General features: G+C 62.1%; 16 protein-coding genes. 15 read left to right on the top strand and 1 reads right to left on the bottom strand.

What is annotated here, in order from left to right; all coding sequences use genetic code 11:
• The first annotated feature begins 12 nt into the window (after window positions 1-12).
• The 12 genes from atpA to V6X73_RS07080 all read left to right on the top strand — a co-directional run bounded on the left by atpA (window position 13) and on the right by V6X73_RS07080 (window position 13,765).
• On the top strand, window positions 13-1,554 hold the full coding sequence (atpA, locus tag V6X73_RS07135; protein ID WP_367959186.1) for a F0F1 ATP synthase subunit alpha: 1,542 nt from the start codon (window positions 13-15) through the stop codon (window positions 1,552-1,554).
• A gap of 18 nt (window positions 1,555-1,572) precedes the next feature.
• Window positions 1,573-2,445, top strand: coding sequence for a F0F1 ATP synthase subunit gamma (atpG, locus tag V6X73_RS07130; protein WP_367959187.1), 873 nt, complete (start codon window positions 1,573-1,575; stop codon window positions 2,443-2,445).
• Window positions 2,446-2,499: 54 nt separating this feature from the next.
• Window positions 2,500-3,876: a F0F1 ATP synthase subunit beta gene (gene atpD / locus V6X73_RS07125; RefSeq protein ID WP_367959188.1), complete on the top strand. Its 1,377-nt coding sequence runs from the start codon at window positions 2,500-2,502 to the stop codon at window positions 3,874-3,876.
• Between the two features lie 12 nt (window positions 3,877-3,888).
• Window positions 3,889-4,317: a F0F1 ATP synthase subunit epsilon gene (locus V6X73_RS07120; RefSeq protein WP_367959190.1), complete on the top strand. Its 429-nt coding sequence runs from the start codon at window positions 3,889-3,891 to the stop codon at window positions 4,315-4,317.
• Window positions 4,318-4,355: 38 nt separating this feature from the next.
• On the top strand, window positions 4,356-5,741 hold the full coding sequence (gene glmU, locus V6X73_RS07115; RefSeq protein WP_367959192.1) for a bifunctional UDP-N-acetylglucosamine diphosphorylase/glucosamine-1-phosphate N-acetyltransferase GlmU: 1,386 nt from the start codon (window positions 4,356-4,358) through the stop codon (window positions 5,739-5,741).
• Window positions 5,742-5,746: 5 nt separating this feature from the next.
• Window positions 5,747-7,579, top strand: coding sequence for a glutamine--fructose-6-phosphate transaminase (isomerizing) (glmS, locus tag V6X73_RS07110; protein ID WP_367959193.1), 1,833 nt, complete (start codon window positions 5,747-5,749; stop codon window positions 7,577-7,579).
• A gap of 352 nt (window positions 7,580-7,931) precedes the next feature.
• On the top strand, window positions 7,932-8,498 hold the full coding sequence (locus tag V6X73_RS07105) for a QcrA and Rieske domain-containing protein (protein ID WP_367959195.1): 567 nt from the start codon (window positions 7,932-7,934) through the stop codon (window positions 8,496-8,498).
• Between the two features lie 83 nt (window positions 8,499-8,581).
• Entirely contained in the window at window positions 8,582-10,255 is a 1,674-nt protein-coding gene (locus tag V6X73_RS07100; protein ID WP_367959196.1) for a PQQ-dependent dehydrogenase, methanol/ethanol family, read from the top strand.
• A 95-nt stretch (window positions 10,256-10,350) separates the two neighbouring features.
• Window positions 10,351-11,238, top strand: a complete 888-nt coding sequence (locus tag V6X73_RS07095) for a substrate-binding periplasmic protein (protein ID WP_367959197.1) — start codon at window positions 10,351-10,353, stop codon at window positions 11,236-11,238.
• Between the two features lie 8 nt (window positions 11,239-11,246).
• Window positions 11,247-12,197 carry an ABC transporter ATP-binding protein gene (locus V6X73_RS07090; protein ID WP_367959198.1) on the top strand — a complete coding sequence of 317 codons (951 nt, stop codon included), beginning with the start codon at window positions 11,247-11,249 and terminating at the stop codon, window positions 12,195-12,197.
• Window positions 12,198-12,210: 13 nt separating this feature from the next.
• A complete protein-coding gene (locus V6X73_RS07085) occupies window positions 12,211-13,038 on the top strand; it encodes an ABC transporter permease (RefSeq protein WP_367959199.1) in 828 nt (275 codons plus the stop codon).
• A gap of 64 nt (window positions 13,039-13,102) precedes the next feature.
• The gene (locus V6X73_RS07080; protein ID WP_367981305.1) at window positions 13,103-13,765 is read left to right on the top strand and encodes a hypothetical protein; all 663 of its coding nucleotides are present in this window, start codon (window positions 13,103-13,105) and stop codon (window positions 13,763-13,765) included.
• Here the strand turns inward: V6X73_RS07080 and V6X73_RS07075 are convergent.
• Window positions 13,728-14,363 carry a hypothetical protein gene (locus tag V6X73_RS07075; protein ID WP_367959201.1) on the bottom strand — a complete coding sequence of 212 codons (636 nt, stop codon included), beginning with the start codon at window positions 14,361-14,363 and terminating at the stop codon, window positions 13,728-13,730. The genes V6X73_RS07080 and V6X73_RS07075 overlap by 38 nt on opposite strands.
• Before the next feature lie 382 nt (window positions 14,364-14,745).
• Here V6X73_RS07075 and V6X73_RS07070 point away from each other — a divergent pair, with 382 nt between their 5' ends.
• The 3 genes from V6X73_RS07070 to V6X73_RS07060 all read left to right on the top strand — a co-directional run bounded on the left by V6X73_RS07070 (window position 14,746) and on the right by V6X73_RS07060 (window position 19,075).
• On the top strand, window positions 14,746-16,659 hold the full coding sequence (locus tag V6X73_RS07070) for a sigma-54-dependent Fis family transcriptional regulator (RefSeq protein ID WP_367991085.1): 1,914 nt from the start codon (window positions 14,746-14,748) through the stop codon (window positions 16,657-16,659).
• Window positions 16,660-16,690: 31 nt separating this feature from the next.
• Entirely contained in the window at window positions 16,691-17,206 is a 516-nt protein-coding gene (locus tag V6X73_RS07065; protein WP_367959203.1) for an OsmC family protein, read from the top strand.
• A 63-nt stretch (window positions 17,207-17,269) separates the two neighbouring features.
• Complete coding sequence (locus tag V6X73_RS07060) at window positions 17,270-19,075, top strand: S9 family peptidase (protein WP_367959204.1); 1,806 nt, start codon at window positions 17,270-17,272, stop codon at window positions 19,073-19,075.
• Window position 19,076 lies beyond the last annotated feature (1 nt).

The raw sequence follows: 19,076 nt of genomic DNA, 5'->3' as shown, positions 1-19,076 counted from the left end.
AGGACAGATTTGATGCAACTTAATCCCACCGAAATCAGCGATCTGATCAAACAGCGCATCGAGAACTTCGATGCGGTGGCCGAAGCCCGTAACGAGGGGACGGTGGTCAGCGTTACCGATGGCATCGTCCGCATCCACGGGCTCAGCGACGCCATGCAGGGCGAGATGCTGGAGTTCCCCGGCGAGACCTACGGCATGGCGCTCAACCTCGAGCGCGACTCGGTTGGCGCCGTGGTCCTGGGCGACTACTCGCATTTGAGCGAGGGCGATGCGGTGCGGACCACCGGCCGCATCCTCGAAGTGCCGATTGGCGAGGCTCTGCTGGGTCGGGTGGTCAACGCCCTGGGTGAGCCGATTGACGGCAAGGGCGCGATCAAGGCCGATGTCACCGCACCGGTGGAGAAGGTCGCCCCCGGCGTGATCGCACGGCAGTCCGTGGATCAGCCGGTACAGACCGGTCTGAAGGCCGTCGACTCGATGGTGCCGGTGGGACGTGGGCAGCGCGAGCTGATCATCGGTGACCGTCAGACCGGTAAGACCGCGGTGGCGGTGGATGCCATCATCAACCAGAAGGGCACCGGCATTAAGTGCATCTACGTGGCGGTGGGCCAGAAGGCTTCCTCCATCGCCAACGTGGTGCGCAAGCTCGAAGAGCACGGCGCGCTGGAGCACACTATTGTGGTGGCGGCCTCGGCGGCCGAGTCGGCGGCGCTGCAGTTCATCGCCCCCTATGCCGGCTGCACCATGGGCGAGTTCTTCCGCGACCGCGGCGAAGACGCCCTGATCATCTACGATGACCTCTCCAAGCAGGCTGTAGCCTACCGTCAGGTCTCGCTGCTGCTGCGTCGCCCGCCGGGTCGTGAGGCCTTCCCGGGTGATGTGTTCTACCTCCATTCACGGCTGCTCGAGCGCGCCGCGCGCATTAACGCCGATGAGGTGGAGCGCCTGACCAACGGCGAGGTCAAAGGCAAGACCGGGTCGCTGACGGCGCTGCCGATCATCGAAACGCAGGCCGGTGACGTCTCGGCATTCGTGCCCACCAACGTCATCTCCATCACCGACGGGCAGATCTACCTCGAGACCGACCTTTTCAACGCCGGCGTGCGTCCGGCCATCAACGCCGGTCTTTCGGTCTCGCGTGTTGGCGGCTCGGCCCAGACCAAGGTCATCAAGAAACTGGGCGGTGGCATCCGCCTGGCCCTGGCGCAGTACCGCGAGCTGGCGGCCTTCGCGCAGTTTGCTTCGGACCTGGACGAGTCCACCCGCAAGCAGCTCGAGCGCGGCCAGCGGGCGATGGAAATCCTCAAACAGGGGCAGTACGCACCGCTTTCGGTGGCGTTCATGGGCATCTCGCTCTACGCACTCAACGAAGGCTACCTCGACGAGCTCGAGCTCAAGCAGGTGGGTAACTTCGAAGGGGCGCTGCATCAGTATGTCGCCAACAACTACGCTGATCTGGTCAAGCAGATCAACGAGACCGGCGACTACAGCGACGAGATCCAGAGCCAGCTGAAAAAGGCCCTGGATGACTTCAAAGCCAACGGCACCTGGTAACGGGACGGGAATAAGGCCATGTCCGGCGCAAAGGAAATCCGCACTCAGATCAAGAGTGTGAGCAACACGCAGAAAATCACCACGGCCATGGAGATGGTCGCGGCCTCGAAGATGCGTGGCGCCCAGCAGCGCATGCAGGCGGCGCTGCCCTATGCCGAGAAGATGCGGCAGGTGATCGGCCATCTGGCCAATGCCAACCCCGAGTATCAGCACCCGTTTCTGGTCCGCCGCGACGAGGTCAAGCGGATCGGCTACATCATCGTCTCCAGCGATCGGGGGCTTTGCGGTGGTCTCAACAACAACCTGTTCCGCACCATCATCAAAGCGCTGCGTGACCATGACCAGGCCGGACAGGAGACGCGCCTGTGCACGGTAGGCTCGAAGGCCATTCAGTTCTTCAGCCGGCTGTCGGCCCCAGTCATCGGTGAGGTCTCGCAGCTCGGTGACACGCCCTCGCTGCAGGATCTCATCGGCACGGTGAAGGTGGTCATGGATCAGTACGCCGAGGGCGAGCTGGATCAGGTCTACATCTGCTACAACCGGTTCGTGAACACCATGACCCAGAGCCCGACGGTGGAGCAGCTGTTGCCGTTGCCGGAGCACGCCGACGACGAGACGGCCAAGCGCACGCACAGCTGGGATTACATCTACGAGCCGTCGGCGCCGCAGGCGCTGGATCTGCTGCTCGAGCGCTACATCGAGTCGCTCGTCTATCAGGCGGTGGTCGAGAACATCGCCTGCGAGCAGGCGGCCCGCATGGTGGCCATGAAGTCGGCCTCGGATAACGCAGGCAAGCTCATTGATGATTTGAACCTTGCCTACAACAAAGCGCGCCAGGCAGCGATCACCACGGAGCTCTCCGAGATCGTGGCCGGCGCCGAAGCCGTCTAGCGTCAACGGCACTTAACAAACGAATACAACGCTTTCGCGAAGAGGATCCGCGCTATGAGTTCAGGAAAGGTCGTCCAGATCATCGGTGCCGTGGTGGATATCGAATTCCCCCGCGATGCCGTGCCCAAGGTCTATGACGCGCTGGAGGTCGCCAGTCGTGAGCTGGTGCTCGAGGTCCAGCAGCAGATTGGCGACGGGGTCGTCCGCGCCATCGCCATGGGCAGCACCGACGGCCTGCAGCGCGGTGTCGAGGTGACCAACACCGGTGCGCCCATCTCGGTGCCGGTGGGCGAGAAAACCTTGGGGCGCATTATGAACGTGCTCGGCGAACCGGTGGATGATGCCGGTGATGTGGGCGCCGAGACCAGCTGGCCCATCCACCGCAAGGCACCGTCCTACGAAGAGCAGGCCGGTTCCACCGAGTTGCTCGAGACCGGCATCAAGGTCATCGACCTGCTTTGCCCCTTCGCCAAGGGCGGCAAGGTCGGCCTGTTCGGCGGCGCCGGCGTGGGCAAGACCGTCAACATGATGGAGCTCATCCGCAACATCGCCATCGAGCATTCCGGCTACTCGGTGTTCGCCGGTGTCGGTGAGCGGACCCGTGAGGGGAACGACTTCTACCACGAGATGAAGGAGTCGGACGTCCTCGATAAGGTGGCGCTGGTCTACGGCCAGATGAACGAGCCACCGGGCAACCGCCTGCGCGTCGCCCTCACCGGGCTGACCATGGCCGAGTACTTTCGCGACGAGGGCCGTGACGTGCTGATGTTCATCGACAACATCTACCGTTACACCCTTGCCGGTGTCGAGGTCTCGGCGCTGCTCGGCCGCATGCCGTCGGCAGTGGGCTATCAGCCGACCCTCGCCGAGGAGATGGGCGTCCTGCAGGAGCGCATCACCTCCACCAGCAAGGGTTCGATCACCTCCATCCAGGCGGTCTACGTGCCCGCCGACGACCTTACCGACCCGTCGCCGGCCACCACCTTCGCCCATCTGGACGCCACTGTGGTGCTGGCCCGCTCCATCGCCGAGCTGGGCATCTACCCCGCGGTGGACCCGCTTGACTCCACCTCCCGTCAGCTCGACCCGCAGGTGGTGGGCCAGGAGCATTACGACACCGCCCAGGACGTCCAGCAGGTATTGCAGCGTTACAAGGAGCTGCAGGATATTATCGCCATTCTGGGCATGGACGAGCTCTCCGAAGAGGACAAGCAGACGGTGACCCGGGCGCGCAAGATCCAGCGATTCCTCTCGCAGCCGTTCTTCGTCGCCGAGGTCTTCACCGGATCGCCGGGCAAGTACGTCTCGCTCAAGGAGACCATCCGTGGCTTCCGGGCCATTGTGGATGGTGAGCATGACGACCTGCCCGAGCAGGCCTTCTACATGGTGGGCTCGATCGACGAAGCCGTCGAAAAGGCCCGTAACCTCTAAGGTAGCGCCCCTATGGCCATGACCATGCATATCGACATCGTCAGCGCGGAGGAGTCCATCTACTCGGGTACGGCCTCCTACATCCTCGCCCGGGCCACCGAGGGCGAGGTGGGCATCTACCCGCGCCACCTGCCCATGCTGGTCCAGCTCCAGCCCGGCGAGGTGACGGTGCGCGATGAGTTTGACGAGGAACAGCATTATTATGTCTCGGGCGGCACCATGGAGGTTCAGCCCCATGTGGTGACCATCCTGGCGGATGCCGCCACCCGGGCCCGGGACATTGACGAGGCCGCCGCCAAGGAGGCCCAGCGTCGGGCCGAGCAGGCGCTGGCCAACCAGACCAGCGAAATCGACTACGCCCGGGCCCAGGCCGAGCTGGTGGAGGCCGCCGCCCAGCTGCGCACCATCCAGAAACTGCGCAAGACCGCCAACAAGGGCTGACCCCGGCCGGGCAGCCCGGAGCTGCTTGAGGAGCCGACATGCCCAAACCACTGCTATCGGTCGTTGTCCTTGCCGCCGGCGAGGGCAAGCGCATGCGCTCCGCAACACCCAAGGTCCTGCACCCCGTGGCCGGCGAGCCCATGATCGGCCATGTCCTGGCCGCGGCCCGGGCCCTCGAACCGGCGGCCATTCATGTCGTCCACGGTCATGGTGGCGATCAGGTCCAGGCCCAATTTGACGAGAACGACCTGCACTGGGCCCATCAGGCCGAGCAGCTTGGCACCGGTCACGCGGTCGCCCAGGCCATGCCGGCGATTGCCGATGACCATCAGGTGCTGGTGCTCTGCGGCGATGTGCCGCTGATCCAACCCGACACGCTGCGCGACCTGGTGGACGCCGCCGGCCGCGAGGCCGCCCTTTTGAGCGTGGTGCTCGACGACCCCAGCGGTTATGGCCGCATCCTGCGCGACACCGACGGCGCCGTCGCCGGCATTGTCGAGGACAAGGATGCCACCGCCGAGCAGCGCCAGGTGACCGAAATCAACACCGGCATCCTCTGCCTGCCCGCCGGCCGACTGCGCGGCTGGCTGGCCCGTCTGGATGCCGGTAATGCCCAGGGCGAGCTTTATCTGACCGACTGCATTGCCATGGCCCGGGCCGATGGCGTCGCCGTCCACGGGGTGCGGGCCGCCGATCCCTGGGAGGTCCAGGGCGTCAACGACCAGGTTCAGCTCGCCGCCGTCGAGCGGGCCTGCCAGCGGCGCTCGGCCCAGCGATTGATGCGCGACGACGGCGTGGCCCTGGCCGACCCGGCGCGGTTCGACCTACGCGGCCGCCTGACGGCGGGTCGGGACTGCCGCATCGATGTCGATGTCATCATCGAAGGCGAGGTGGTGCTGGGAGACGGCGTGGAGATCGGCCCCTTCACCCGGTTGCGGGATACCCGAATCGGCGCCGGTACCCGGATCCTGGGCCACTGCGAGATCGAGGCCAGCGACATCGGTACCGGAGCGCGCATTGGTCCGTTTGCCCGGTTGCGTCCCCGCAGCGTTCTCGGAGACGCTGTGCGGGTGGGGAATTTCGTCGAGACCAAAAACGTGGCGGTGGCCACCGGCAGCAAGCTCAACCATCTCTCGTATCTGGGTGATGCCGATATCGGCGAGGGGGTGAACGTCGGCGCCGGCACCATCACCTGCAACTATGACGGCCGCGACAAGCATCTCACCCGAATCGGTGATCGGGTCTTCATCGGCTCGAACACCGCCCTGGTGGCACCCATCGAGGTCGGCGACGATGTCACCATCGGCGCGGGCACCACCCTGCGCGATGATGTGGCCGCCGACAGCCTGGCCGTTGATGCCACCCGACCCCGACAGATCAAGGGCTGGCGGCCGGACGACGCCGGCCAGCAAAGCGGAGACTGAGCGTTATGTGCGGAATTGTCGCAGCGGTGGCCGAGCGCGAGGTCTCCCCCATCCTGCTCGAGGGCCTGCGCCGTCTGGAATACCGCGGCTATGACTCCGCCGGCCTGGCCGTGCTGGATGCCGATGCCCGGCTGCAGCGTCATCGTGCCGTGGGCAAGGTCGAGGCGCTGGCCACCGCCCAGTCCCGCCAGCCCATTTACGGCTCGCTTGGCATCGCCCACACCCGCTGGGCCACCCATGGCGCGCCCACCGAGGCCAATGCCCACCCGCATATGGCAAGTGACGATGTGGCGATTGTCCACAACGGCATCATCGAAAACCACGAAGCCCTGAGGGGTGAGCTGACCGCCGCCGGTTATCCCTTCGCCTCCGAAACGGACACCGAAGTGGTGGTGGTGGCCATCCACGACCGCCTTGCCGCTGGTGATGATCTTCTATCCGCCGTGAAGGCGGTCACCGCCCGACTCGAGGGGGCGTTCGCGCTGGGCGTGATCAGCCGCCACGAGCCGGGCCGCCTGATCGCCGCCCGTCGAGGCAGCCCGCTGGTGGTGGGTATCGGCATCGGTGAGCATTTCATCGCCTCGGATGTGGCGGCCCTGTTGCCGGTGACCCGCGATTTCGTCTACCTCGAGGAAGGGGATATCGCCGATATTCGCCGCGACCGCCTGCAAATCCTCGATGCCCAGGGCGGGGCGGTCGAGCGGCCGGTCAAGACCTCGTCGCTTACTGCAGATGCCGCCGAGCGTGGTGGCTATCGGCACTTCATGGCCAAGGAAATCCACGAACAATCCCGTGCCGTGGCCGAAACACTCGAGGGCCGCATCAGCGATGGCCACGTGCTGCCGCAGGCGCTGGGACCACAGGCCGCCGAGCTGCTCGGCGCCGCCCGGCGGGTGCAGATCGTCGCCTGTGGCACCAGCTATCACGCCGGGCTTGTGGCCCGTTACTGGTTCGAGTCCATCGCCGGGCTGCCCTGCGAGGTCGAGGTGGCCAGCGAGTACCGCTACCGTCCCCATGTGGTGCCACCGGATACGCTTTTCCTCACACTCTCGCAGTCCGGCGAGACCGCCGATACCCTGGCCGCCCTGCGGGAGGCCAAGGGCCTGGGGTACAAGGCGACCCTGGCCATCTGCAACGTCCCGGAAAGCTCACTGGTCCGCGAATCCGACCTGGTGATGATGACTCGGGCCGGGCCCGAGATCGGGGTGGCCTCCACCAAGGCGTTCACTACCCAGTTGACCGCCCTGCTGCTCACCGTGCTGGCCGCCGCCCGCAGCAAGGGGCTCGCCGGCAGCGAAGAAGCCACCCTGGTGGGGGCGTTGCGCCAGCTGCCCCGGCAGATCGACGCCGTGGTGGGGCTCGAACCCCGGATCGAGGGCCTGGCCGAGCAGTTCGTGGACAAGCACCACAGCCTCTTTCTGGGGCGTGGGTCCCAGTACCCCATCGCTATGGAGGGGGCGCTCAAGCTAAAGGAGATCTCCTATATCCACGCCGAGGCCTACCCCGCCGGCGAACTCAAACACGGCCCGCTGGCCCTGGTGGATGCCGACATGCCGGTCATCACCGTCGCGCCCAACGATGATTTGGTAGAAAAGCTCAAATCCAACCTCCAGGAGGTACAGGCCCGCGGCGGGCGGCTGCTGGTCTTCGCCGACGAGGCCTCGGCCCCGGCCGCCACCGCCGATTGCCAGGTGATGACCCTCCCGGCGGTCCACGAGGTCACCGCACCGCTTCTCTACACCATCCCGTTACAGCTGCTCGCCTATCATGTGGCGGTGCTCAAGGGCACCGATGTGGACCAGCCGCGGAATCTGGCCAAGTCGGTGACTGTGGAATAGCAGCCTCAACTCGCCCCCGCATAAAGACCGCGAGTTGATGTCGACCCGACCATGCAGGGGTGTTTGTCCGACCACTGCGCGGTTCAGTCCAAACGCTGCCATTGCGCCAACGGCGGGTGCGTCATTACGGAACAAAATGTGTCACACCAACGGCTTGGCTCGTCGCAGGGTTTGAGCCGCGACCACCTTGCCGATCCGGATAACCCGCCCTAAAAGTTTTTAAAACAACGCTTTGCAATAGTTGGCATGCGATTTGCTAAAACACTTGTGACGGTGCTGGAAAGCGCTACGTGATCACCAAGTGCGAAGTAACATTGCTTCGTCGATTAATGCTTTGGAGGTTCTATCCGGCATGGCAAAACACGATGGAAATGTTGACAAACAGCGCCGGATGTTACTCGGCGCGGGTATTGGCGGATGCGTCGGCGCGGCGTTCGGCGCAAGAATCGAACAGGTCAAGGCAGCCGCCACAGCGTCCGCCGGGGACGTCCTGGTTTACTTCAAGGGCGATAACGCGGGGCTTCCCATCGATCCGAGTGGCCTACAGCTTCTCGAGCCAGTCCTGGCAAAGCCTCAGTCCCCTGACGGTCAGGTTCGAGAGGCCCGCGAGAATGTCGTGACGGTAGTTCGGGTACCCATGGACGAAATGGAGGCGGACATCGAAGACATGGCCGCCGGAGACATTGTCGCCGTATCCGCGATCTGCTCGCATCAGGGGTGTTTTGTCTCGGATGTGGGCACCTTCGGAACCGCTGAAGGCAAGCTGGCGTGCACCTGTCATGGCAGCATTTTCGAGCCCCGAGCGGGGGGAGAGCGGGTTGCCGGGCCTGCTGAACGCGGGCTGCCCACGCTGCCTGTCACCATCGATGGAGGCCAGTTGGTTGCAACCGGCGGTTTCACTGGGAAGGTCGGGCCCTGATCATTCGAAAATCGGTGATCGATACACCGGAAATAACCGACCCCGATGAGCGGGGTGTTGGTACCTAGGAGGAGATAGCAGTGATGATGAAGAAAAGCGTAATGCTGTTGACAGCGACGGCTTTTGCTGTGGGTTTGAGCAGCGCTCATGCCACTGACAGTTACTCGACGGTTACGTCAGACCGGCTCAAATCCCCAGAAGCCAGTAATTGGCTCCATTGGCGGGGCAACTACGAGGGATGGGGTTATAGCCCGCTCGATCAGATCAACACGGAGAACGTTGCGGATCTGGAAGTTGCCTGGACGATTTCTTCCGGAGTTAACCAGGGCCATGAAGCAGCGCCCATCGTCAACGACGGCATGATGTTCGTCACCGCTGCTTACAACAAGCTCTACGCGATGGACGCGGCGACGGGTGAACTGATCTGGGATTACGAACGGCAGCTTCCCGATGACGTTGCGGTGTGCTGTGACGTGGTCAACCGGGGCGTGGCCGTGCATGGTGATACGGTTTACATGGGCACGCTGGACGCGCACCTGATCGCGTTCGACGCCGAGTCGGGCAAGATCAAGTGGGATATTACGGTTGATAACTATAAAAAACGCTATGCCATCTCGTCCGCGCCGCTGGTTGTTGATGACAAGATCATCGTAGGCGTCCACGGCGGTGAGTACGGCGTGCGTGGCTATGTCGGTGCCTACGAGGCTGAGACAGGCGCCGAGGTCTGGAAGGCCCATACCGCGGTAGACGACGGCAGCTGGCCGGGTGATACCCACGAGACAGGTGGTGCGGCACCCTGGCTGACCGGCACCTATGACCAGGACACACACACCCTGTACTGGGGAACGGGTAACCCGTCGCCCTGGATCGATCCCGCCCGTGGCGAAGAGCATGACCTCCACCACTCGGTCTCGGTCATTGCCATCGACCCGGACAACGGCGAGATTACAGACGCTTATCAGTACAGCCCAAGCGATGCTTGGGATTACGATGGCACGAATGAGCCCATGCTCATCGACATCGACGGTCAGCCCTCGATCGCCTCGCCCCAGCGTAATGGCTGGCTGTATCGTCTGGCTCGTAATGAGGGTGAGGTGAGCTTTGTCAATGCCTGGCCGTATGCCGAGACCAACATCTTCAAAGAAGTGGGTTCTGACGGACGGCCGATCGTTGAGGCTGCTAATCGTCCAGCCATCGGCAAGACCGTTGATGCTTGCCCGGCATTCCTCGGTGCGAAAAACTGGAATCCGTCTGCTTACGATCCCAACACCGGCTTGATGTATGTGCCTACTAACGAGTGGTGCATGAAAATCCGCGGTGCTCAGGTCGAGTATAGTGCGGGCGCTCCCTACGTCGGAGCTGAGTTCGAGATGTATCAGGTGCCCGGCAACGATCATGTCGGCATGCTTCAGGCAATTGACCCGGCAACCGGAGAAACCGCCTGGTCGCAGGAGTTCACGGCGCCGGTCTGGAGTGGTGTGCTCACCACAGGCGGTGGCGTTGTTTTCTCGGGTAACCTCGATGAGCGCAAATTCATGGCCTTTGACGCCGAGAATGGCGAGGAGCTCTGGAGCATGACCACCAACTCGGGTGTTGTCGGCACGCCGGTGTCCTACTCCGTCGACGGGGAACAGTACGTCGCGGTCTGGTCCGGCTTTGGCGGTGCCATCCCGCTTTGGGCCGGCCCGGTGGCCGAGCTCACCAACAACATCCCAATGGGCGGTACGCTCTGGGTGTTCAAGCTCAGCGAAAGCTAAGTCGGGGGCCAAAGGTTACCCGATTGGCGCGGCGTCCTCCGGGGCGCCGCTATTTTTCCAGCCTGGTTGCTGGTGATCTGAGACGAGGTGTCGCGATGAACAGCACCACCATGAGGGCGGTCCTGGTTGCCGTCTTTTTCTTCGCCGTTTCGGTGCCTGCTGGCGCCAAAGACTACCCTGATCAGTATCCCTTCCCCAACAGCCGGCTCCAGACGGGCCCTGATTTGCGATTCTGCATCGACAAGCGTGATCCCACCTGGCGGGCACAGCAGGCCATTGCCGAGGAAATCGCTTTGAATGTCGGCAGACCCGCGAGTTTTGTCATTACCCGCGAAGAAGAGGACCGAAGCGGTTACCAGATGGTCGCCACTCGCAAAGAGTTCCTTGTCAGACTGGCCACGCAGTGCGATGCGTTCATGGGTCTGCCGGGGAGCACGACAGCGGCTTTCGACTATCCGGCTGACGAAGAGATGCTCGCCAGTCAGCCATTCTTCCGGACCGGCTTTCAGCTGGTGTCACGTGACCCGTCCGTCGAGAGCCTCACTGATCTTTCCCCGGACGATGTGCTCGCCCTGCAAGGCCGGGGTGTTCCCTACCTGCTCCTCATGACCACCCGTCCGGACAGCGTCACCGTGAAAAGGTATCAATCATCCGATGCGATTGTGTCGGCCCTGAAGGACGGTGAGGTGGACCACGCGGTCGTGTACGCGCCGCCGCTATACGCGCAGATCCCCGACCCGGAATCCGAGGGGCTGTCGGCTCATCCGGTCACGAGCCTGCCAAACATGGAGTGGTACGTGTTCGCTGGTCTGCGCAGCGATCGCCCAACCCTCCGGCAAAAGTTCGATCAGGCGATATCCCGCATGATCGAGACCGGTCGGATGGCGGAGATCATTACCGAGAGCGGTCTTTCCACCGCCGCTTTTCAGCCAGCGGCTGCCGATGCGGTCCTTCCGGATGATGATTTCGGCGACGATGACTGAAAAATTGTATGGATAGTGCCGCCGTCATCGAGGTCTCGGACCTGCGACACAGCTACAGCAGCGTTGAGGCACTGCGCGGCGTCAGCTTTTCTGTGCCAAAAGGAAGCTTCTTCGCACTGCTCGGTCCAAACGGCGCTGGCAAGACCACGCTTGTGCACGCCTTGTGCACCTTGTTGCGGCCGAGCGGTGGCAATGTGTCGGTGGCCGGCCTCGATGTGCGGCGCGCGCCCCGGGCGGTGCGTCGATCTCTCGGCCTGGTCTTTCAGGAGGCCAGCCTCGATGATCGGCTGACCGTATTCGAAAACTTGATCTTCCACGCCAGGATTTATCAGGTCCCACGCCAGGAGCGGCGGAGGCGCGCCTGGAAGGTTTTGGCGCTTGTCGAGCTGGAGCAATGGGCGAACGCCCCGGTCAGCGATCTGTCCCGCGGTATGAAACGCCGATTGGAAATTGGCCGTGCCATGCTCCATGAACCCACGTTGGTTGTCCTGGACGAGCCGACCACAGGTCTCGATGTCCAGAGTCGCCGGCGTATCTGGGAATATCTCGAGCGTCTGCAAAAGGATCATGGTGTGACGCTTTTGCTCACCACGCACCAGATCAGCGAAGCGGAGGGGGCGGACTGGGTTGCTATCATCGATCAGGGCAGGCTTCAGGCCCTGGATCATCCCGCAAGGCTGCGTCAGGGTATCGGTGGCAAACTGATTAATCTGCAGATCGGCGACGATGCCTTCCGGCAGGCCTTGAGCGATCGCTTTCCGGGAAAATGCAAGCAACGGGATTCCGTAATACAGATTGAAGCGGAAGATCCGGATTCATTGCTTCGGGAGTTGGTCGCCGACGAACATCAATGGCGTATGGTGGATGGTCTCGAGGTCGTTGACCCCAGCCTCGAGGATGTCTTTATTAATCTCACGGGTCGCGAACTGCGCGACCGCACGGCCAACCTGTCGCGCTGAAGGCATCAGCGAAATGACAGCACTGAAACCTCTTCTGCGCTACACACATGATTTCGCAGCGACAACCCACGCAGTATGGCTGCGGGAAGTCGTGCGCATGCTCCGGGACAGCGGGCAAATCGTGGGTGCGTTCAGTCGGCCGGTTCTATGGGTGATGATCTTCGGCATTGGTTTGACCCCTTATTTTCGGACGGGCCTGCGCGAAACCACCTTTATGGTTCCCTTTACCTACATTCAGTTCATCCTGCCGGCCGTTGTGGTATTGAACTTGATGTACCCGGCCATCCAGTCGGCGGTTTCGCTCATATGGGATCGGGAATTCGGTTTTTCGCGGGAGGTGTTTGCTTCGCCCACACCGCGGAGCGCGATTTTCTTTGGCAAGCTCGCCGGTGGTACGACAATTGCCATGGCGCAGGGCCTTCTGGTGATGATCCTGCTCCCGGCGGCGAATGTGCCGGTTTCGTATACAAGTATGTTTGCGGCGCTACTTCCCATGGTGGCCGTCGCGTTGGCCTTTACCGCCATTGGTCTGCTGCTCGCCTCACGGATGAGCAGTTTTCAAGGGTTTGGAGTGTTCGCCAATACGCTGATCTTGCCTGCGTTTTTCCTGGCGAGTTCGATCTTTCCGTTGGATCCCTCTTTGTCGATGGAACAAGCGCTGCAAAGTTTCCCGGCCTGGTTGGTCTTCCTGGTTCATGCCAACCCGGTGACCTACGCCATTGACGAGCTCCGGTGGGCGATGCTGGGTTATCGCCAATTCGATCCAGTCACGGCCCGAGCGGTCTTGTCGGCTTTTGTGCTCATCCCGATTGCCCTGGCCTACCATGCGTTCCGCCGCTGAACCGGTTCAACGGCTATTCCGCCGCATCGGCCGGTCCGGCCTGCTCATCATGGCCGGAGTTATCATGCTGCTTGTGGTCCGCGAACTGCCACCCGAGTCTTCCCTGGCCCAGGTTCGCGAGGGTGGTGCTTTGAGCGTCTGTGTGCCACCGTCGCTGCCCCCGCTTTTGAAGCCCGAATCCGGGACCGATCAGTATCAGGGCAGCGAAGCCGAGCTCGTTCGGTCGATTGCCGCCGAGATAGACGTCTCGGTGCAGTGGAATCCTCAGCCCGGCTGGGGCGACACTATCGATCCGAGCGACTGGGGCATGCGTCCGTCTGCTTGTCAGCTGGTCGTTGGCGGCATTGTCACATCCGAGGAGACGCGGACACTCATGGAGCTGGTGCCCTATCGCACGGCAGATTGGGCCATTGCCGGTGATCCGCGCGCCGGGCCGACGGGCCTTTACCTCCCGTTCTGGGGCATTGATCGCGGCCAGGCGGCGCGATGGATCCGTGATCAGGGTTATGAGCAGCGTTTTTTGTTCGATGCCAAAGAGGCGCGGGATGCCCTGCAGCGCGGTGATGTGGGTGCGATTCTCTCGCTTAGGCCGGTTGCACGATGGCTTGCGGGTGACCGGCAGGTCAGCACAGTGGTAGGGCTATCTGCTGAGACGCTGGCGTTCGCGACGTGGAAGGGGCGGACAACGATTAACCGTGAGGTCCGGCGAATCGTTCCAAGCCCTTGATCACCCAAGGCGTACCCAATCGTCCGATCGCGATGGTGAACGCTACAAGCGCAGCGGCAAGCCCACCGTAGAGCACCAGAAGAGCGGGGCTCCAATAAAGGGTGTAGAACCGAAGTTGACTGCCCAGGCCTTGGCTAAGTGAAACCATCTCAGCGACGATCAACATTAGAATGATGGTCCGAAGCGCATACCTTGCCCGTGCGCGTCGTTCCGATCGGCTCTGCTGCCGCGGAGCCAGTGAACCGACCAGCCAGGCCCCGCCTCCAACCGCAGCCATCAATACCATCTGGTCGGCTTCAAGTCGCAGGTGAATCATCATGTTCACGGCAGCGGCCAGAAGCACCCAGGGCACTGCCAGCAGGGTCAGCATTATGGGTGTGATCGTGGCTTCTAAGCCTGGCAGCCGCCGAGAGGTAATCGACAGCGGTATCCCAAAGCCCAGCATGATCAACACTGCCTCGACAAGCCGGGACAGGCTGATCGAAAAGTGGCCCACTGCGGCCTCCCACTCGGCGAGAATCCAAGCGAGCTCGGAGGGACTCCCAACGACCTCGGCGGTGATCCACACCCCGATACTCAGGCCAACCGCAACGGTCACGGCCCCATACAAAAAGCGTCTGTCTTCTAACCGACCATGCATCTTCCTACCGCTCGCTCGTAGAATTCCGTTACACCAGCCTCACTCCGGTGCAAGTGCCATGCCAGTGATTATCGTCCATGGACGTTCTGAGAGAATGACACACTGTCTCAGGCAAGAGCCTGGTCCAATTCCAGAAGCTTGACATCTACCAAGAGTGCATGAAGGGTGGGACTATTATAAGTGTTAAGTAGTCGTCGGAATCCATCGTCGATTGCGTTTGGAGGGGAGCGAGTTGCAGAGTGACCATTATATTCACTCCAAGCGGGTGGAGGAGTCTGTCCGGCGGTGGAGTGCCTACTCCCCGACCCGGATTATCCGGCCAGAGGAGGTCCGCGTCGCGATGTCGTGGAAGCGTTCTCTGGTCAATTACTCCCTCGACCCCGGGATCCCCGGGATTGAAATTGTCCTCGATCAGGCAAAACTGCGCCATCGCCGCGAACAGCTTGGCGAGCTCTACCACATCGCCGAGGCTGAGATGCGGGGCCTCTACAGGCAGATTGCGCAATCGGGTTACTCGGTCCTGTTGACTGACGCCAATGGCTATATCCTGCATCGGCTGGGTGACCCCGGATTGGCCGAGCAGTTCGAACGAGTTGGACTCTGGCTTGGTGCGGACTGGAGCGAATCAACCGTTGGCACGAATGGTATCGGCACCTGCATCGTGGAAGGCCGGCCGGTCACTATCCATCGCGATGAGCATTTTCTCAGTCGTAATACGGAGCTGTCCTGCTCTGCCGCGCCCATCTGCGATCCGCAGGGTCGTTTGGTGGCTGTGCTGGATATTTCTTCTGCGCAGGCAAACAACACCCGCGAAATCCAGCACCATACCATCGCGCTGGTTCAACAGTCCGCTCGGGTTATCGAAAACCTCTACTTTCTGGATCGTCACACCAATGCGTTTGTGATTCGATTTCACGAGCGGGTGTCTCTGATCGATTCGCCGGGCGCAGGAATGGTGGCGATCGATCGAGATGGTCAAACAATCGCGTTCAATAATCGGGCACGTGAGCTGTTCGGTATTCGGACGGCCGACTCAGTGGTCAACGAACCCCTCGAAAAACTGCTGGGCATCACAGCGTCCTCCATCCATGCGCACGCATCGACGCAAGGCGATACGCCGATGCGGCTTCGCGATGCGCGCTCGGGTGAAACGCTTTTTGGGGCATTGCAAAAGCCCCTGCTCAAACCGGCTTCCAAAACTAAAGTGCAGCGGGCGGGTGACCAATCCGTGGGTGGCGAGTGCGGCGATGCAGGAGAATTGTCGCTGGAAGCGATGGCCAACAACGGCGACGAGCAGGTCGCAAAGATCGTGCAGTGTGCCCGCCGGGTAGTGGACCGAAATGTCCCGATCGTTTTGTGCGGAGAAACGGGTACCGGCAAGGAAGTTCTCGCGAGGGCGATGCACAATGCCAGTGCACGTCATAAGCGTCCTTTCGTCGCCGTCAATTGTGCCGCCATCCCAGAGTCGCTGATTGAAAGCGAGCTTTTCGGGTACCGCCATGGTGCTTTTACTGGCGCAAAGCGCGAAGGTATGCGGGGCAAAGTGCTTGAATCGAGTGGCGGCACGTTGTTTCTGGATGAGATCGGTGATATGCCGCCAGAACTACAGACCCGGTTCCTCCGGGTGCTGGAGCAAAAAGAGGTCATGCCACTCGGTAGTGAGGAACCGGTGCCGGTCGAGCTAAACGTCATCAGCGCCACTCACCGTAATCTGCTGCAATTGGTCGAGGAAGGGCTCTTTCGAGAAGATCTTTACTACCGGCTCAATGCCATCACACTCGAACTGCCGCCGCTGCGTGAGCGCAGCGACAAAGATCGCGTCATTACTGCTGCCCTCGCCGCGGAAACCGGCGGTGATGAGGACGTCGCAATCGATGAGGCTGCATACCAGCGACTGCTTGACTACCCCTGGCCCGGTAACGTCAGGCAACTTCGCAACTGCCTGAGAACAGCCATTGCGCTGTCTGATGATGGCGTCATTCGAGTTGGAGATCTGCCGGGGGTAATCGTCGGGGGAGAGATGCCAGCCGCCGCCGCGAGATCAAGCAGTGTTTCTCAAGGCGACCTTCCTGATCCAGCGCTAAGTGACCCGGGGCGCGCCGATAGTCCACTGGAAGCCGCTGAGCGGGACACGCTTCTCAGAGAGCTTGAACAGCACCGGTGGAATATCACAAAAACCGCTGAGCGGCTGGGCGTGAGTCGTAACACTCTGTACCGGAAACTAAAGAAATACGGAATCGATACCGAGCACTGATCCATCCAACCCATCAAAAAGGACGCCGATCATGGACGCGCAAGCACTGCGTGCATGCCAGCAACCCCTCAAAGAACGCTACCGGGACAAGCCCGACACGGCGCTGATCGCTGCAAGAGCTGAGGCGCAATTGGCCGATGAGGAGATCGCGTGCACGCTTCAGACCTGGTCGGGGGACTTGGTGGCCGGTCTCCATCCCGCGGCAGGCGGGGATGGGTCCCATGCCTGTTCCGCGGACATGCTACTCCAAGCGCTCGCCGCCTGCGCCGGTGTGACCCTCAAGAGCGTCGCAACGGCGATGGGCATCGAGCTGCGGCAGAGTCGCGTCATCGTCGAAGGCCATTGGGATGCGCGCGGCACCCTCGCCCTGGATCCGGAAGTGCCCGTGGGGTTACGCGACGTTCATCTTCGCTTTGAACTTGATAGTGACGCGGATGATGCCAAGCTCAGTAAACTGGTCGAGTTGACCGAACGCTATTGTGTGATCCATCAAACACTGGCGTCGCCGCCCCACCAATCGGTTGAGTTTGTCCGCTCGATCGGCTGATCCGCCAAGTTTGTCGTGAACCGCCGCGTCCTTCCATGGGGAGATTGGCCCGGCACGGTCAGCGTGGAAGCGCTCGCGGGTCAAAAGCGGTTGACCGGCTTCGCGGTGACGCCGGATGGCTCTCGCCTGGCCTGGTCGGAACATGACCCGGGTGACGACTCGACGCGTCTGCGTGTCGCTGATCGTGACCTGACTGACGCGTGGTCGCCCAACGGCGTCGCGCCGCGGTGCCGGATGCACGGGTATGGGGGGCGGGCGATCTGGCCCGGCACCGGCGCGTATCCCTGGATTTTCATACAGGATGAGGACCAGGGCGTGTGGGCGCTGACATCCCAGGGTAAGTCGGTACCTTTGCACACGGTATCGGACTGCCGCCACGCAGATTGCGATGTCCACCCGCCGACCGGCCGCCTGGTCTTTTTGCAGGAGGCCCCGGGTGAAGATCTGACGCGGCTTGTCTTGTTGGATCTTCAATCCGGTGAGGTTGTTCAGCCGTTTATCGAGCCCGTTCCCTTTTCTGCCAGTCCCCGGTTCAGTCCGGATGGTCGTTGGGTTGCCTGGATTTCGTGGGCTGCCAACGAGATGCCCTGGACCCGCTCGCGTCTTTGGTGCCTCGATGTTGAAAGCGGCACCTGCGAGGCATTGACCGATGGTCAGTCTTCGGTCATCGAACCACGGTGGGGCGCCGACGGATCGTTGTATTACCTCGATGATCGGGCCGGCTGGTGGCAACTTTATCGTCTGGCCGGTCGGTCAGGCAGACGAGTGATAGACATTGCCGCCGATATCGGCCGGCCGCCATGGCAGCTGGCGCATGGGCATCACGTCGGCATCGCCGATGACATCACCGTCGCTGTACAAGTGGACTCGGGCCGTTGTGCTGCGGTGAGCATCCACCCATCCGGTGTCGTTCGGGACATGGGCGTTGCCGAGGTGGATATCACGCAGCTTCAGACGGGCGGTGGTGATGTCTGGTATCTCGGCAGCCGAGAAGACACACCGCCTGCGATCTGTCGACTCGATATGGCGTCCGGTCAGGTCGAACGAATCGTCTGCCTGGAGACCAGCCCGGATCCGGACAGTGTCTCGCGCCCGGAGAAGATGGTCGCGCAAGGTGCGCAGGGTGCGGTTCATGGCTACCTCTACCGCCCCCACTGTCCGGGTGTCAGTGGTCCGGAGGCTGGGCGGCCGCCGCTTTTGCTCCGGGCACACGGCGGACCGACGGCCATGCGCAGTCCGGCGTGGAATCCAGAGGTTCAGTTCTGGACCGGGCACGGTGTTGCGGTGTTGGAGGTCAATTATGGCGGCAGCAGCGGGCATGGTCGTCACTACCGGGAACGTCTGCGTGGCAACTGGGGCATTACCGATCGTGATGACTGTATCTGCATGGCAGATGCGGTTGCGGCCGAGGGTTTGTGCGATCCCGGGCAGATGTTTATCGCCGGGAATAGCGCCGGCGGGTTAACCGTGTTGAATGCATTGCGTCAGACCGGCCGGTTCCGAGGGGGATTGTGTCGGTGGGCCGTGACGGATCTGGCCCGGTTGGCCACCCTCACCCATCGGTTTGAACGGGGTTACCTTGACTTTCTGGTCGGCGACCCAGTGGCGCATGCGTCTTTGTATGCCCATCGTTCGCCGGCGCTGAATGCCGATGAGATCACAACGCCGGTCCTGCTGATCCAGGGTGACGCTGACCGGATCGTTCCCGTTAGTCAGGCAACCGCGATGGCCGATGCGATGATCGCCAATGGTGGCCATGCCGAGCTCCACGTCTATCCGGGTGAGGGGCACGGCCTGCGCAATGCGGCCAACGTCCGGTCCGCGGCGAGCAGCGAACTGGCATTCGTCCTGGGGATGCTCAGGCGATAGA

Source organism: Spiribacter pallidus (genome assembly GCF_040838495.1).
Classification (GTDB): Bacteria; Pseudomonadota; Gammaproteobacteria; order Nitrococcales; family Nitrococcaceae; genus Spiribacter; species Spiribacter pallidus.
This window is presented reverse-complemented; position numbering and strand designations above follow the sequence as displayed.

Bases quoted from the DNA above. Each gene is read 5' to 3' on its own strand.
- atpA (WP_367959186.1), top strand. From the start codon at position 13: ATGCAACTTAATCCCACCGAAATCAGCGATCTGATCAAACAGCGCATC.
- atpG (WP_367959187.1), top strand. From the start codon at position 1,573: ATGTCCGGCGCAAAGGAAATCCGCACTCAGATCAAGAGTGTGAGCAAC.
- atpD (WP_367959188.1), top strand. From the start codon at position 2,500: ATGAGTTCAGGAAAGGTCGTCCAGATCATCGGTGCCGTGGTGGATATC.
- V6X73_RS07120 (WP_367959190.1), top strand. From the start codon at position 3,889: ATGGCCATGACCATGCATATCGACATCGTCAGCGCGGAGGAGTCCATC.
- glmU (WP_367959192.1), top strand. From the start codon at position 4,356: ATGCCCAAACCACTGCTATCGGTCGTTGTCCTTGCCGCCGGCGAGGGC.
- glmS (WP_367959193.1), top strand. From the start codon at position 5,747: ATGTGCGGAATTGTCGCAGCGGTGGCCGAGCGCGAGGTCTCCCCCATC.
- V6X73_RS07105 (WP_367959195.1), top strand. From the start codon at position 7,932: ATGGCAAAACACGATGGAAATGTTGACAAACAGCGCCGGATGTTACTC.
- V6X73_RS07100 (WP_367959196.1), top strand. From the start codon at position 8,582: ATGATGAAGAAAAGCGTAATGCTGTTGACAGCGACGGCTTTTGCTGTG.
- V6X73_RS07095 (WP_367959197.1), top strand. From the start codon at position 10,351: ATGAACAGCACCACCATGAGGGCGGTCCTGGTTGCCGTCTTTTTCTTC.
- V6X73_RS07090 (WP_367959198.1), top strand. From the start codon at position 11,247: ATGGATAGTGCCGCCGTCATCGAGGTCTCGGACCTGCGACACAGCTAC.
- V6X73_RS07085 (WP_367959199.1), top strand. From the start codon at position 12,211: ATGACAGCACTGAAACCTCTTCTGCGCTACACACATGATTTCGCAGCG.
- V6X73_RS07080 (WP_367981305.1), top strand. From the start codon at position 13,103: ATGCTGCTTGTGGTCCGCGAACTGCCACCCGAGTCTTCCCTGGCCCAG.
- V6X73_RS07070 (WP_367991085.1), top strand. From the start codon at position 14,746: ATGTCGTGGAAGCGTTCTCTGGTCAATTACTCCCTCGACCCCGGGATC.
- V6X73_RS07065 (WP_367959203.1), top strand. From the start codon at position 16,691: ATGGACGCGCAAGCACTGCGTGCATGCCAGCAACCCCTCAAAGAACGC.